Below are 13,277 nucleotides of genomic sequence, written 5' to 3'. Positions count from 1 at the left end.
GTACGAGCTGAGAGCATAGGGGGCGATCGAATCGAACAGGGAGGGACTCATGCCCGAGGGTGGGGCGTCCATATCGAACACCGCACAGGGGGCCGCAGCCGGGACGGAGCGGCCCGACCTCACACCGCACCGCCGCACCGGGCTCCTCGTCACCTTCCTCCTCGGCAGCCTGACGGCCGTGCCGCCGCTGGCGATGGACATGTACCTCCCGTCGCTGCCGGAGGTCACGCGCTCCCTGCACGCGCCCGCCGCGACCGTCCAGCTCACGCTCACCGCCTGCCTGGCCGGCATGGCGCTCGGCCAGCTCGTCGTCGGGCCGATGAGCGACCGCTGGGGGCGCCGCCGCCCGCTGCTCGCCGGGCTCGCCGTCTTCGTCGTCGCCACCGTCCTGTGCGCGCTCGCCCCCACCGTCGAACTCCTGGTCGCCTTCCGGCTGGCCCAGGGCCTCGCGGGCGCCGCCGCGATCGTCATCGCCCGGGCCGTCGTCCGCGACCTCTACGACGGCATGGCCATGGCCCGCTTCTTCTCCACCCTGATGCTGATCTCCGGGGTCGCCCCGATCGTGGCGCCGCTGATCGGCGGACAGGTCCTGCGCGTGACGGACTGGCGGGGCGTGTTCGCCGTCCTCACCGTCATCGGCATCGCGATCGGCGTCCTGGTCTGGACGAAGCTGCCCGAGACCCTGCCGCCCGCCGAGCGCCACAGCGGCGGCGTCGGCGAGGCCCTGCGCGCGATGCGCGGCCTGCTCGCCGACCGGTCCTTCGCCGGCTACACCCTCACCGGCGGCTTCGCCTTCGCCTCGCTCTTCGCCTACATCTCGGCGTCCCCCTTCGTCATCCAGGAGATCTACGGCGCCTCCCCGCAGACGTTCAGCCTGCTGTTCGGCGTCAACTCCGTCGGGCTGGTCCTCGTCGGCCAGATCAACGGCAAGATCCTGGTCGGCCGGGTCAGCCTGGACCGGGTGCTGGGCATCGGCCTGACGATCGTCATCACCGCCGCGACCGCGCTGCTGCTGATGTCCACGGGCGTGTTCGGCGAGGTCGGTCTCACGCCCGTCGCCGTCGCGCTCTTCGTGCTGATGTCCGCGATGGGCATCACCCTGCCCAACACCCAGGCCCTCGCCCTGATGCGCACCAAGCACAACGCCGGCTCCGCGTCCGCCCTGCTCGGCACGTCGTCGTTCCTCATCGGCGCGATCGCCTCCCCGCTCGTCGGCGTCGCCGGCGAGGACACCGCGGTCCCGATGGCCGTCGTCCAACTGGCCGCCGCACTGGTGGCAGTGGCCTGCTTCATGGGAATGTGCCGACCTTGGAAGGCCTCGAAGACCTCGAAGGCCTCGAAGACGGAGAGCAGGACCGCGAGCGCGGAGGGAGCGGACAGCTGAGCGCACCGAGACTGCGCGACGGCACGCCGGAACGGGCCGGACTCGACCCCGCGGAACTGCGTCATCTCGTCCGGGAGGTCCACGTCCTCACCACCGGGCAGCGCCCCTGGGCACCGGGCGCGGTCCTGGTCGTCGGGCGCGGCCCGGTGATCGCGGTGGAGGAGGCGGCGGGCTGGGCCGTGCGGTACGCGGCCTACGACGAGGACGCCGACGCCGGGGTGGAGCTGCCCGCCGAGGACCGGGTCCCGATGACCGTCGGCACACCCTTCGACCTGGCGTCCCTGACGAAACTGTTCACGTCCGTGGCCGCCGTGCAGCAGATCGAGCGCGGCACGCTGGGCATCGACGCGAAGGTGGGCGCGTATCTGCCCGACTTCACGGGGGCGGCCCGGCACGGCGTCACCGTACGGCAGCTGCTCACCCACACCTCCGGGCTGCGGCCCGAACTCCCGCTGTACGACTGCGCCGACGCCGCGCACCGGCTGGCGATGCTCCAGGCGGAGCCGCCGGTCGGCGTGCCCGGCACGTACTGCTACTCCGACCTGAACATGCTCCTCCTCCAGTACGTCCTGGAACGCGTCACCGGCCGCACGCTCGACGTCCTCGTCCGCGACGGCATCACCCGGCCGCTGGGCATGACGGCGACGGAGTTCGGGCCGTGCCCCGGGGCGGCGGCCACGGAGGACCAGCGGCGGCCGTGGGCCAAGGCGGACCGGGGGATGCTGCGGGGCGAGGTCCACGACGAGAACGCCTGGGCGCTCGGCGGTGTGGCGGGCCACGCGGGCCTGTTCTCCACGGGCCGGGACCTCGCGGTGTTCTGCCGCACCCTCCTCGCCGGCGGCTCCTACGGCCCCGCCCGCATCCTCGGCCCCGACTTCGTCGAGCTCCTCTTCACCCCGCCCGGCCTCGGCTTCTCCCTGGACCAGCCGTGGTTCATGGGCGACCTGGCGGGCCGGGGTGCGGCCGGCCACACGGGCTTCACGGGCACGTCCCTCGTCCTGGATCCGGCGACGGACACGTTCCTGATCCTCCTGACGAACGCGGTCCATCCGCGCCGCCGCCGCCCGGACAACGCGCCCAGGGCTGCTGCGGGGGCACGGGTGGCCCGGGCGGTACGGGGGATTTGAGAGCACTGCTCTCTCCCGCCCCTCGTCCCCTCGTAGAATCGCCGGGTGAACGCCCCCGCACCCCCGGCCGCCGAAACCCTCCGCACCGCTCTCGCCGGTCTGCTCGACGGGCTGCCGCCCCGGCAGGCCGCGCGGGCGGTCGAGCGGCTGATCGCCAGCTACCGCGGGGCCACCCCCACGGACGCTCCCATCCTCCGGGACCGGGCCGATGTCGCCGCCTACGCCGCCTACCGGATGCCCGCGACCTTCGAGGCGGTGCGGTCGGCGCTCGAGGCGTTCGCGGATGCCGTGCCCGACTGGACGCCCGGCGGGCATCTGGACCTCGGCGGCGGTACGGGCGCGGCGGCCTGGGCCGTGACCGCGACCTGGGACGGGGAGCGGCCCGTCACCGTGCTCGACTGGGCCGAGCCCGCGCTGGCCCTGGGCCGGGAGATCGCCGCGGCCAACCCGGCCCTGCGGGACGTACAGTGGCAGCGCTCTCGGATCGGAGCGGCGCTCACCCTCGAGAGCACTGATCTCGTCACGGTCTCCTACGTCCTCAACGAGCTCACCGCCCCCGACCGCACCGCCCTCGTCGACGCCGCCGCGGCCGCCGCCCGGGCCGTCGTGATCGTCGAACCCGGCACCCCCGACGGCTACGCCCGCGTCATCGAGGCCCGCGACCGGCTGATCGCCGCCGGCTTCCACATCGCCGCCCCCTGCCCGCACAGCGCGGCCTGCCCCATCGCCCCGGGCACGGACTGGTGCCACTTCTCCGCCCGGGTCAGCCGTTCCTCCCTGCACCGCCAGGTCAAGGGCGGCTCCCTCCCCTACGAGGACGAGAAGTTCAGCTACGTCGCCGCCGCCCGCTTCCCCGTCGAACCGGCTCCCGCCCGCGTCGTACGCAAGCCCCAGATCCGCAAGGGCCAGGTCCTCCTCGACCTCTGCGAGACCGAACCGTCCCTGAACCGCACCACCGTCACCAAGCGCCACGGCGACCTGTACAAGGCCGCACGCGACGCGCACTGGGGTGACGCCTGGCCGCCCGCACCCTGATCACCGGCCTCCTGACAGGTACGCCTAAGATCAACTCGCGCCTCTGGGCGTGAGCATGACGTACCAAAAACGGGAGGAACCTTTGAAGAAGCTTCTGATCGCTCCGGTGGCGGTCGCGACCCTGGCCCTGGCCGGGCTGGTGCCGAGTGCCTCCGGCACGGCGACCGTACAGAGCGACGACATGACGACCGTCGCGGCCACGGCGAAGTGCAAGAGCCTCACGGCGCTGTCGAACGTCAACGTCCGCAAGTCGGCCAGCACCAAGTCGACCATCCTGCGCCTCTGGTACAAGGGCACCAAGGGCTGTGACATCAAGGGTGTCGACGGCGGCTCGTACAAGGACGCCTGCGGGATCAAGAGCTACCACTACTGGCGCAAGGTCAACTACCGCGGCACCGTGGGCTACGTGCCCAACGTCTGCGTGAAGTACTCCTGACCGACCCAGCGGTGCAACGTGTCCTCCGCCGACGTCCGGTCGGCGGGGGACAGGTTCGCGATGTCGACGCTGTGATTGCCGCCCGGCACCCACAGGAGCCGCGAGTCGGCACCCCCGGGCCGGAAGTGCTCGGCCACGGTCGGGTCCTGGGCGCCGTTGACGAACAGCATCCGGCTGCCGCGGCGGCGGACCCAGCGGTCGATGTCCGGCATGGCGGTCGTGTCGAAGACCATGGGGGTGTCCCGGGGGACGAAGTTGCGCGCCGCGATGCCGTCCGGGTGGCGCAGCAGGTCCGCCACATGGGCGGTGGGGACATCGCCGTACCCCAACTGCGTGCCGATCTGGTACCAGTACGGGATGTACCGCCGGGCCGCCGTGTCGGCGTACAGGGACAGCCCCGCCCAGTTGTCCAGCCACGCGTACAGCTCGTCGGTCGTCGCCTCCGGGCCGGGGATCGCGGTGAGGTCGGCCGGCGTCGCGCGCTGCCAGAACATGAACAGCACACGCAGCACGGCGATTTCGAACGCCTTGTCGGCGCTGCCGACGATACGGAAGGTGTCGCCGGCGGCGGACGCCCAGGCCTCGTAGCGGGCGACCAACTCGGCCCGGTGCAGCAGCATTTGACGCTGCGCGGCCTTGACGGCCTCACGATCGGGGGCGGTGCCGACCGTCTCCAGGAAACGCAGGCAGGCGGAGTCCTCGCGGTCGTCGACGTTGTTCGGGGCCGAGTAGACCACCGTGCCGTCCACGTCGGCGGGGTGGAAGCGGCGGTGGTAGACGCTCGTCATGCCGCCCTTGCTGCTGCCGGTGGAGAGCCACGCGCCGGGGTAGACCCGGCGGAAGAGGCGGACGACGCGGTGATGGTCGTCGGCGGCCTGGCGGATGGTGAGGTGGGTGTAGCCGGTTTCCGCCGGGCGTGAGGTGCCGAAGTAGCGGTGTTCCACCTGGAGTTGGTTGGCGCCCAGCAGCGTCGCCGGCTCGGTCCGCCGAGGGGTGAGGACCGCGTGGTAGCCGGTGCTGAACAGCACCGTGGGCCGGTCGGCGGCGGTGTGGAGCAGGGTGAGGCGCTGCTCGAAGGTGCCGGCCGCGGGGTCGGTGTGGTCGACCGGCTGGCGCAGGCCCAGGACGAAGTGGCGGTACCCCGGTTCGGCGTCCTGCCGCTCCTCGATCAGCCGCAGTCCGGGCAGCGCCCGCAGGGTGTCCGCGATGTCGGCGTCCCCCGGCCCGGGTCTTCCGGCCGCCGCCCGCGCGGGTACGGCCGCCGTGGCGGCGAGGCCCGCCGCAGAGACCGCCGAGGCCGCCGAGGTGAGCAGCCGTCGTCTCGTCCACACGCCCATCGTGTTTCCTCCCGGGTGTCCGTCGGTGGCGGTTCCGTCGCGGTGTGCACGACCGCTTCAGTACATCCGCCGGACGTCCCGGGAGGATCCCGCGCGCGAGGGGACGGTCTCCCCCGGGCGGGGGAGGCTCACGACGACCGGTCGGTCGTACCGCCTCCCTGTCCTTCTCGCTGTTGCTGTCGCTTCTCCTGGAGCTTGCGCAGCAGCTCGCGCTTCTGGGCCTGCGGATCGAGACCGCCGCCGATCCGGCCGCCCCGGCCGCCGCCGCGCAGCGCCTTGCGGTCGAGGTTCTTGCGAGATCCGCCGACACCCAGCATGTTTCCGGCTCCGCCTCGGGTCATGTCGGGGCTCCTCTCGTGAGAGTGATGAGTGTGACCGTGCGACGAGACGTTTCGTCTCGCACTTGCCCTCACACTGTCCGACGAGACGCACCGTCTTGTCAACCTGATAAATTCGGGCCATGACCCTGAAGAAGTCCGCGCAGCCCGCCCCCGACTCCACCCGGCGCAGCGAAAGGTCCCGTCGCGCCATCTACGACGCCGCCCTCACACTGGTCGCGGAGGTCGGCTACCCCAAGACCACCATCGAGGGCATCGCCGCCCGGGCCGGTGTCGGCAAGCAGACGATCTACCGGTGGTGGTCCTCCAAGGCCGACGTCCTGCTGGAGGCCTTCCTCGACCTGAGCGAACAGGCCTCCCGGGACGCGGGCCCGGAGTACGAGTTCGCCATCCCGGACACCGGTGACCTCGCCGCCGACCTCAAGGCCGTCCTGCGCCTCACCGTCGACCAGCTCCGGGACCCCCGCTTCGAGGGTCCGTCCCGCGCCCTGGCCGCCGAGGGAGTGGTCGACGAGCAGTTGGGCCGCATCGCCGTGGCCAAGCTCCTCGAACCCTCGCTCCAGATGTACGCCGACCGGGTGCGCTCCGCGCAGGAGGCCGGCCAGGTCCGCCCGGACGTCGACCCGCGCATCGCCCTCGAACTCTGGGTCTCCCCCCTCGCCCAGCGCTGGCTCCAGTACACCGGCCCGATCTCCTACGAGTACACCGACACCCTCGTCGACTACGCCCTCCACGGCCTCGCGCCCCGCTGAAGGGCCCTCCGGGCGTCCCGCTGGGCGTCCTGCCGGGCCTCCCGGGCCTGCCAGGCCTCCAGCGCGGCGATGCGCGCCAGCCGCCCCGGCGCGTCCGTGATCACCCCGGTGCACCCCAGCGCCAGCACCCGGTCCCGCTGTGTGTCCGTCACCACCGTGTGCGCCCACACCCGCGCGATCCCCGAGTTCACCGCCCGCGTCAGGTCCGCGTCGCGCGCCCGGTGGTCCACGTCCAGCAGATCGACGTACGACCGCCAGCGCTCCGGGCGGTCCGTGCGCATCTGCCGCGCCGAGCGCCACACCTGGGTGAGCAGGCCGAGGCGGTGGGCGCGCCGGGCCACCCCGGGGTCGTTGGAGTTCACGAAGACCGAGCGGGTCAGGCCACGGGCCCGGATCAGGCCGGCCAGCCGGTCCAGGCTCCGCGGATCCTTCGCCTCCAGCATCAGCACGATCCGCCCGCCGAAACGGTCCAGGACCTCCGCGACCGTCGGCGGCCGCTCCGACCGCCAGCTCCCGGGCAGCACGTCCCTCGGGCGCAGCCGTACGCCCTGCCACTCCCGGGCGTCCAGGCCGCGCACCTCGCCGCCCAGGTAGGTGGTGCGGTTCAGGGTCTCGTCGTGGAACACCACCGGCGTACCGTCGCGCAGCAGCCGCGTGTCGAAGTCCAGCACCTGCGCCGTGCCGCGCCGGTAGGCGGTCATCAGCCCCGACATGCTGTTCTCGGGGACCTCGTGGGCGCCGCCGCGGTGCGCGACGTACGTGATCCGGGGGAGTGCCGCCACCGTCAGCGGGCCGGTGCCCCACTCCAGCGGCATCGGGGCGGTGCCGTGTGCCGTGAGGGTCAGCGCGACCACGGAAGCCGCGGTGGCCAGGCCCGTCAGCGCGATCGTTGTGACCATGGCGATACGGTAGGGCGCCATATCAGCTCAAAGCGGGCAATGACACCGATCTTGGTGCGGCATATGCCTCGCTCGCCCCACCGGTACCCGTCTCATAGCTCCTGCCCCGGATGTGGGCACTGGCCCCCCGGTGCGAGGGAAGATGGGACGATAGGGCATGCTGTTCCGCACGACGGCGAGGCGAGGGGATAGATGAGCGCGGAGTTCGGCGGTCGGACCGGTCTGCAGGGCAAACTCACCCAGTGGTTGCGCGCCGGGCGCCGGCCGAAGGAGACCGCCGGTGACGGCGGCCGTGAGGCCCTGCTGCTCGCCGCCGCCGGCGCGGGACTGCCCCTCGCGCCCGCGGCCCACCCGGCCGGCTACCGCTGTTCCTGCGACCGCGTCGGCTGTCCCACCCCGGCCCGGCACCCCGTGTCCTTCGCCTGGCAGACGCAGTCCACCACCGACCGCGCCCAGATCGAGCGCTGGGCCCGCCATCAGCCCGAAGCCAACTTCATCACCGCGACCGGCATGGTGCACGACGTCCTCGACGTGCCCCTGGATGCCGGTCGCGACGCGTTGGAGCGGCTGCTCGCGGAGGGTGTCGAGGTCGGGCCGGTCGCCGAGAGCGACGACGGCCGCATGCTCTTCTTCACCCTCACCCGCGGGACGCCCGAGGACGAGGACGAGTGGTGGCCGTGCGAGCTGGACTGCCACCCCGAGACGGCGGACGAGCACCCCGGGCTGCGCTGGCACTGCCGTGGCTCCTACGTCCTCGTGCCGCCGGCCCGGCTGCCCGGTGACGGCCGGGCGGTGCGGTGGGTGCGCGGGCCCGAGCATGAGCTGCCGGACCCGTTGAGCCTGCTGGAGGTGCTCACCGAGGTCTGCGGCCGGTACGTCGACGCCGACTCCGCGGGGTCGGCGTGGCCTTCGCGGCGCTGAGGCCCTGAGCCGGTGTTGAGGCCCTGAGTCGGCCCAGGCCCAGGGCTACGAGCCCTCCGCGGAGGTCATTCCCTGGATCCGGCCCAGGATCGTCACCTTGCCCTGGCCCTTCGGATCCAGCGCCACCTCGTTGGAGACGAACTCCAGCGTGAGGGACTGCTTGATCTCGCCCTTCGTCAGGGCGAGCACGTCCTTGTTCGGGGTCGGGAACGTCGTGCCCGCGTAGGCCGTCTGCTTCTCGTAGTGCCGCGTGGTGAAGAACACCAGTGCGCCGCCGTCCGTCGTGCGCAGCGCCAGCGGTCCGTAGTCGCCGTTCGTCAGCGGCTCGTCGATGTACTGGGTGACCAGGCCCGGCCTCTTGGTGTTCTTCTCGCGCAGGGCACGCCACTGGCTGGTGTGCGCGCCGTCCGCGAAGGCGGCTCCGCCGCTCTTGAGGTACGTCGTGTACGTCTGGCTCAGGTCGCCGGGCTTGGCCGCCACGCTCGTCGAGTTCACGGGGACCGACTCGGCCCAGCCGTCCGCGTCCTTCTTGAACTCCGGGACCTTGCCGGGGGCGACGAGGGTCAGGTACGCGACCTGGAACGGGTCGTCGAGGCTGCTGCGGGTGAACACGAGCAGCCAGCGGGCGGTGCCGCCCTTGTTGCCGGCGGCGTCGACGACGAACCAGCGGGGCCAGCCGGCCTTCTTCGGGATCGTGAACTTCGCGTCCGTCAGCTTCAGCGGCGAGTGGTTCGGGTTGCCGCCCGGGTTGTTCCTCTGGCCGGCCTTCAGGCGCGCCGAGTCGATGTCGGCGAGGGCGCCGGTGGTGTGCTCGGCGTCCAGGGAGGCGTCGTAGGCCTTGTCCGCGTCGTTGTACGCGGTCGTGAACTCCTGGAGGGCCTTGGCGGCTTCGGCGCGGGTGGTCGACGGGAGGATCTCCCGCTCACCGTGCACGACGACGCATCCGCTCGCCGTCAGCGACAAAGCGGTCACCGAGGCTGATATGAGGGTCCTCCGGCCAAGCGTGCGGAGTGTTCGAGGGTCGCGATCCCTGATCATCGGGTGCCTTCACCTTCCCCTTTCCGGAGGCGAACCCTACCGGGTGCCTCCGGCGGTTGGGGCGGGGTGGGTGCGCCTGCTCGCCGGTGGTGGGTCGGGGCCGTGTCGGGGGGTGTCCGTCCTCGGAACGGCGCGATGAGGTGAGAGACCAATTGACTGGCGTTGACGCGCCAACCGCTGCGGGCGGACACCCCCCGACACGTCCCCTTCCGTGCGTACCCAGCTGCGGGCATGCGTGCCGCTAGGGGCGGCACGGGTGGGCGCAGCGGCACCTCGTCGCGCCGAGCTGCGCACCCACCCGGCCTCAGCTGTCGCGGGCCGCCGTTGTCGGCGTCCGGCGTTGTCCGAGGCCCGTTGGCGCCAGGAACAGCGCCAGGGTCGGGATCAGGTACAGGAGCCACACCGTCACCTGGAGGACCGTCGGGTCGGGCTGGAAGTTGAACACGCCCTTGAGGAGCGTGCCGTACCAGCTGTCCGGAGGGATCGTGCCGGAGATGTCGAAGGCCTTGTTCGTGAGGCCGGGCAGGAAGTCGGCCTCCTGGAGGTCGTGGAAGCCGTACGCCAAGACACCCGCGGCGACGACCACGAGCATGCCGCCGGTCCACGTGAAGAACTTCGCCAGGTTGATGCGCAGCGCGCCCCGGTAGAACAGCCAGCCCAGAGCGACCGCTGTCGCAAGGCCCAGACCCACACCGACCAGCGGCCGCGGCGTGCCGTCGCTCGCCGCGTGGACCGAGGCCCAGACGAACAGGGCCGTTTCCAGGCCCTCCCGGCCGACCGCGAGGAAGGCCGTGGCGACCAGCGCGCCCGTGCCCATCGCCAGGGCCGCGTCCAGCCTGCCGTGCAGCTCCGACTTGAGGTGGCGGGCCGTGCGGCGCATCCAGAACACCATCCACGTCACCAGACCGACCGCGAGGATCGACAGGGAACCGCCCAGCGCCTCCTGGGCCTGGAACGTCAGCTCCTGGGAGCCGAATTCGAGCGCGCAGCCGAAGCCGAGCGCGAGGGCCACCGCCACGCCGATGCCGGCCCAGATCGGCTTCAGGGCGTCCCTGCGGTCCGTCTTGACCAGGTAGGCGATGAGGATGCAGACGACCAGGCTCGCCTCCAGACCCTCGCGCAGGCCGATCAGGTAGTTGGAGAACATCGGGTCTAGGCCTCCCCGGAGAACAGCGTCCGGCCCCACCAGTCGTCCTTGTCGCGGACGCCCGGCGGGATCGCGAAGAGCGCCGAACCCACGTGCTGGATGTACTCGTTGAGCGCGTCCGTTGCCAGGTTGCGCTGGATCGGGATGAAGCCCTCGCGGACGTCCCGCTGGTAGGCCAGGAAGAACAGGCCCGCGTCCAGGCGGCCCAGACCGTCCGTGCCGTCGGTGAAGGAGTAGCCGCGGCGCAGGATCGTCGCCCCGTGGTTGGAGTCGGGGTGCGCGAGCCGGACGTGCGCGTCGGGCTTCATCGCCTTCAGGAACGGCTCGTCGCGCTCCTTCGCCTTGCCGACCGGGGCGCCCTCGCCCTTGTCGCGGCCGAAGATGTCCTCCTGCTCCTGGAGCGAGGTGCGGTCCCATGGCTCGACGTGCATGCGGATGCGGCGGGCGACAAGGTAGGAGCCGCCTGTCATCCAGGCCGGACCTGCCTTCTCGGACACCCAGACGTGCTTGCGCAGACGGTCCGTCTCCGTGCCCGCTATGTTGCGCGTGCCGTCCTTGAAGCCCATCAGGTTGCGCGGGGTCTGCGCCTCGGGCGTCGTCGACGACGTCTTGCCGAAGCCGAGCTGCGACCAGCGGATGACCACCTTGCCGAATCCGATGCGGGCCAGGTTGCGGATGGCGTGTACGGCCACCTGCGGATCGTCCGCGCAGGCCTGGACGCACAGGTCGCCGCCGCTGCGGGTGCCGTCGAGGTTGTCGCCCGCGAACTTCGGCAGGTCGACCAGCGCTTCGGGGCGGTGGTCCGCGAGGTCGAACTTCTCGAAGAGGGACGGGCCGAAGCCGATCGTGAGCGTCAGGCGGGAGGGCCTGAGGCCCAGGGCCTCGCCCGTGTCGTCGGGGGGCGCCTCGGGCAGGCCGCCGTAGGCGCCCTCGCCCACCGGGTGTCCGGCCGTCATCCGCCGGGCCGCGTCCGTCCAGTCCTTCAGCAACTGGACGAACTGCGCCCGGTCGTCGGTCGTCACGTCGAACGCGGCGAAGTGCAGGCGGTCCTGTACCGGGGTGGCGATGCCCGCCTGGTGCATGCCGTGGAAGGGGACCGCGGCTCCGGGGCCTGCTGGGGCTTCGTCGTCGTCGCGGGCCATCGCGACCGCTCCGCCGGCCGCGGCGGCGCCGAGCGCGAGGCCCGCGCCGCCCCAGCCGAGCAGCGAACGGCGGGAAGGGGGCGGTGTGCTGGTGTCCGTCATGGTGGCGTCCCGTTACTCGGCGACCGCTGCGGCGAGCTTGGACAGCGGCTCCGCCAGGGCGTTCACCGCGTCCGACAGCTCCTTGCGGTCCGCCTCGCCGACCTTGTCGTACGAGGTGAAGTCGTAGGACGTGGTGTTCGGGCGGTACTTGTCGAGCAGTGTGTCGAGGGCGGCGAACTGCTTGTCGAGTTCGGTGACGAGGGCCGCGTCGTTCTCCTTCGCGACCGGCTTCAGCAGCTCGTACGACTGCTGTGCGCCCTCGACGTTGGCCTTGAAGTCGACCAGGTCGGTGTGCGAGTAGCGCTCCTCCTCGCCGGTGACCTTGCCGGTGGCGACCTCGTCGAGGAGTTCCTTGGCGCCGTTGGCCATGGAGGTGGGGGTGATCTCGGCCTTGCCGACCCGCTTCTGCCAGTCCTTCAGGTCGGTGATGAGCGTGCCGGCGAGTTCCTTCTCGCGGTCGCCGATCTTCTTGTCCTGCCAGAGGGCCTTCTCCAGGCGGTGCCAGCCGGTCCAGTCGGTGGCCGGGTCCTGGCCGTCCTCCAGGCCGTCCTCGCGGACGTCGACCTTCGGGTCGATGTCGCCGAAGGACTCGGCGACCGGCTCGGTGCGCTCCCAGCCGATGCGGGAGGGGGCGTACGCCTTCTTCGCGGCGTCGAGGTCGCCGTCCTTGACGGCCTGCGCGAACGTCTCGGCCTTGGGCAGCGTCTCGTCGGCCTGGGTCTGGGCGTAGGCGCGGTAGGCCGCGACGGCCTTGTCCAGGCGCGGGTCGCGCTGGACGGCCTTGCCGCCGGTGACCTTGACGGCCTGGCGGATGCCCTTGCCCTTCATGCCGGGCTTGCAGGCGATCTGGTAGTCGCCGGCCTTCACCTCGGCGGTGACGCGCTGCTTGGTGCCGGGGCCTATGTTCTCCCGCTCGGTGACCACGCGGTCGTCGGGGAAGAGGACGTAGACCTCGGTGACCTTGGAACCCTTGTTCTCGACGGCCAGTTCGACGTGCCCGGCCGGGAACTCCTTCTTCGACACCTCGCACTTGTCGTCCGTCGCCGTGACATGGACGACCTGGTCGCCGTCCTTGGCGTTGCTCTTCTCGGTGCAGCCGGTGACGGCGGTCAGGGCCGCCGCGACGGCGATCGCGAGGGAAGCGGGTCTGGCGGGTCGCATGAGGGCTCCAGGGAAGGGAAGGTGAGGCTCACCTAAGGCCACATAAGGATTACCTAAGTGGCTCAAAATCGCCTTCAAGAATGAGTCAAGGAGGAGTCAAGGCTCTCGTCGGGGGTCACCAGGAGCGCTCCCATCCGGGGTGCGGGAGGGTCTCGACGGGCTGGTCGTAGACCTCGGACAGCAGTCCTTCGGAGAAGACCTCGGCGGGCGGACCGTCGCCGCGACGCGACCGGCGCACAGAAGCGCGACCCGGTGCGCATGGGCAGCGGCGAGCCCCAGGTCGTGCACCACCCCGACCACCGCGTCACCGGCGTGCGCCCTTGACCGGTCCAGCGCCGCGGTCGGTTCGTCGAGCAGGAGGAGTGGTCGTGCGGCGTCTTCGGGGCGGGCTCTTCGCCGGGGTGCTCGTGGTGGGCCTTTCCAGGACGGTGATCCAGCCTTGCCCGCGCTCTCTGTCG

The 13,277-nt window shown here is 71.6% G+C and carries 13 protein-coding genes and 1 pseudogene; 6 read left to right on the top strand and 8 right to left on the bottom strand.

The window, feature by feature from the left end:
- Positions 1–49 precede the first annotated feature (49 nt).
- From OHU35_RS12305 to OHU35_RS12290, 4 genes are all read left to right on the top strand, one after another.
- The gene (locus tag OHU35_RS12305; RefSeq protein ID WP_405505298.1) at positions 50–1,384 is read left to right on the top strand and encodes a multidrug effflux MFS transporter; all 1,335 of its coding nucleotides are present in this window, start codon (positions 50–52) and stop codon (positions 1,382–1,384) included.
- Entirely contained in the window at positions 1,309–2,511 is a 1,203-nt protein-coding gene (locus OHU35_RS12300) for a serine hydrolase domain-containing protein (RefSeq protein ID WP_405505297.1), read from the top strand. The genes OHU35_RS12305 and OHU35_RS12300 overlap by 76 nt, the downstream gene beginning before the upstream one ends.
- A 45-nt stretch (positions 2,512–2,556) precedes the next feature.
- Complete coding sequence (locus OHU35_RS12295; protein WP_405505296.1) at positions 2,557–3,546, top strand: small ribosomal subunit Rsm22 family protein; 990 nt, start codon at positions 2,557–2,559, stop codon at positions 3,544–3,546.
- Between the two features lie 82 nt (positions 3,547–3,628).
- Positions 3,629–3,982 carry a hypothetical protein gene (locus OHU35_RS12290; RefSeq protein ID WP_189724708.1) on the top strand — a complete coding sequence of 118 codons (354 nt, stop codon included), beginning with the start codon at positions 3,629–3,631 and terminating at the stop codon, positions 3,980–3,982.
- Here OHU35_RS12290 and OHU35_RS12285 read toward each other — a convergent pair.
- Both OHU35_RS12285 and OHU35_RS12280 read right to left on the bottom strand, forming a co-directional pair.
- Entirely contained in the window at positions 3,949–5,319 is a 1,371-nt protein-coding gene (locus OHU35_RS12285; RefSeq protein WP_405505295.1) for a S28 family serine protease, read from the bottom strand. The two genes, OHU35_RS12290 and OHU35_RS12285, sit on opposite strands and share 34 nt — an antisense overlap.
- Positions 5,320–5,447: 128 nt before the next feature.
- On the bottom strand, positions 5,448–5,660 hold the full coding sequence (locus OHU35_RS12280; protein WP_189724706.1) for a DUF6243 family protein: 213 nt from the start codon (positions 5,658–5,660) through the stop codon (positions 5,448–5,450).
- A gap of 119 nt (positions 5,661–5,779) precedes the next feature.
- On the opposite strand from OHU35_RS12280, the gene OHU35_RS12275 reads away from it, so the two are divergent.
- Positions 5,780–6,409: a TetR/AcrR family transcriptional regulator gene (locus OHU35_RS12275; RefSeq protein WP_189724705.1), complete on the top strand. Its 630-nt coding sequence runs from the start codon at positions 5,780–5,782 to the stop codon at positions 6,407–6,409.
- Here the strand turns inward: OHU35_RS12275 and OHU35_RS12270 are convergent.
- Entirely contained in the window at positions 6,379–7,308 is a 930-nt protein-coding gene (locus OHU35_RS12270; RefSeq protein WP_405505294.1) for a glycerophosphodiester phosphodiesterase, read from the bottom strand. The genes OHU35_RS12275 and OHU35_RS12270 overlap by 31 nt on opposite strands.
- A 192-nt stretch (positions 7,309–7,500) precedes the next feature.
- Here OHU35_RS12270 and OHU35_RS12265 point away from each other — a divergent pair, with 192 nt between their 5' ends.
- On the top strand, positions 7,501–8,229 hold the full coding sequence (locus OHU35_RS12265) for a bifunctional DNA primase/polymerase (protein WP_189724703.1): 729 nt from the start codon (positions 7,501–7,503) through the stop codon (positions 8,227–8,229).
- A gap of 45 nt (positions 8,230–8,274) precedes the next feature.
- Here OHU35_RS12265 and OHU35_RS12260 read toward each other — a convergent pair whose 3' ends face one another.
- The 5 genes and pseudogenes from OHU35_RS12260 to OHU35_RS12240 all read right to left on the bottom strand — a co-directional run.
- The gene (locus OHU35_RS12260) at positions 8,275–9,267 is read right to left on the bottom strand and encodes a hypothetical protein (RefSeq protein WP_405505293.1); all 993 of its coding nucleotides are present in this window, start codon (positions 9,265–9,267) and stop codon (positions 8,275–8,277) included.
- Between the two features lie 304 nt (positions 9,268–9,571).
- The gene (efeU, locus tag OHU35_RS12255; protein WP_189724701.1) at positions 9,572–10,414 is read right to left on the bottom strand and encodes an iron uptake transporter permease EfeU; all 843 of its coding nucleotides are present in this window, start codon (positions 10,412–10,414) and stop codon (positions 9,572–9,574) included.
- Positions 10,415–10,419: 5 nt separating this feature from the next.
- Positions 10,420–11,658 carry an iron uptake transporter deferrochelatase/peroxidase subunit gene (gene efeB, locus OHU35_RS12250; protein ID WP_189724700.1) on the bottom strand — a complete coding sequence of 413 codons (1,239 nt, stop codon included), beginning with the start codon at positions 11,656–11,658 and terminating at the stop codon, positions 10,420–10,422.
- 12 nt (positions 11,659–11,670) lie between these two features.
- The gene (gene efeO / locus OHU35_RS12245) at positions 11,671–12,819 is read right to left on the bottom strand and encodes an iron uptake system protein EfeO (protein WP_405505292.1); all 1,149 of its coding nucleotides are present in this window, start codon (positions 12,817–12,819) and stop codon (positions 11,671–11,673) included.
- A 74-nt stretch (positions 12,820–12,893) separates the two neighbouring features.
- A pseudogene (locus tag OHU35_RS12240) lies at positions 12,894–13,275 on the bottom strand (hemin ABC transporter ATP-binding protein); the annotation flags it as partial.
- Positions 13,276–13,277: the final 2 nt, after the last annotated feature.

The sequence above is a fragment of the Streptomyces purpurascens genome (assembly GCF_045040895.1).
GTDB classification, from domain to species: Bacteria; Actinomycetota; Actinomycetes; order Streptomycetales; family Streptomycetaceae; genus Streptomyces; species Streptomyces purpurascens.
This window is presented reverse-complemented; position numbering and strand designations above follow the sequence as displayed.

Bases quoted from the DNA above. Each gene is read 5' to 3' on its own strand.
- OHU35_RS12275 (WP_189724705.1), top strand. From the start codon at position 5,780: ATGACCCTGAAGAAGTCCGCGCAGCCCGCCCCCGACTCCACCCGGCGC.
- OHU35_RS12265 (WP_189724703.1), top strand. From the start codon at position 7,501: ATGAGCGCGGAGTTCGGCGGTCGGACCGGTCTGCAGGGCAAACTCACC.
- OHU35_RS12270 (WP_405505294.1), bottom strand. From the start codon at position 7,308: ATGGTCACAACGATCGCGCTGACGGGCCTGGCCACCGCGGCTTCCGTG.
- OHU35_RS12260 (WP_405505293.1), bottom strand. From the start codon at position 9,267: ATGATCAGGGATCGCGACCCTCGAACACTCCGCACGCTTGGCCGGAGG.
- efeU (WP_189724701.1), bottom strand. From the start codon at position 10,414: ATGTTCTCCAACTACCTGATCGGCCTGCGCGAGGGTCTGGAGGCGAGC.
- OHU35_RS12285 (WP_405505295.1), bottom strand. From the start codon at position 5,319: ATGGGCGTGTGGACGAGACGACGGCTGCTCACCTCGGCGGCCTCGGCG.
- OHU35_RS12305 (WP_405505298.1), top strand. From the start codon at position 50: ATGCCCGAGGGTGGGGCGTCCATATCGAACACCGCACAGGGGGCCGCA.
- OHU35_RS12280 (WP_189724706.1), bottom strand. From the start codon at position 5,660: ATGACCCGAGGCGGAGCCGGAAACATGCTGGGTGTCGGCGGATCTCGC.
- efeB (WP_189724700.1), bottom strand. From the start codon at position 11,658: ATGACGGACACCAGCACACCGCCCCCTTCCCGCCGTTCGCTGCTCGGC.
- efeO (WP_405505292.1), bottom strand. From the start codon at position 12,819: ATGCGACCCGCCAGACCCGCTTCCCTCGCGATCGCCGTCGCGGCGGCC.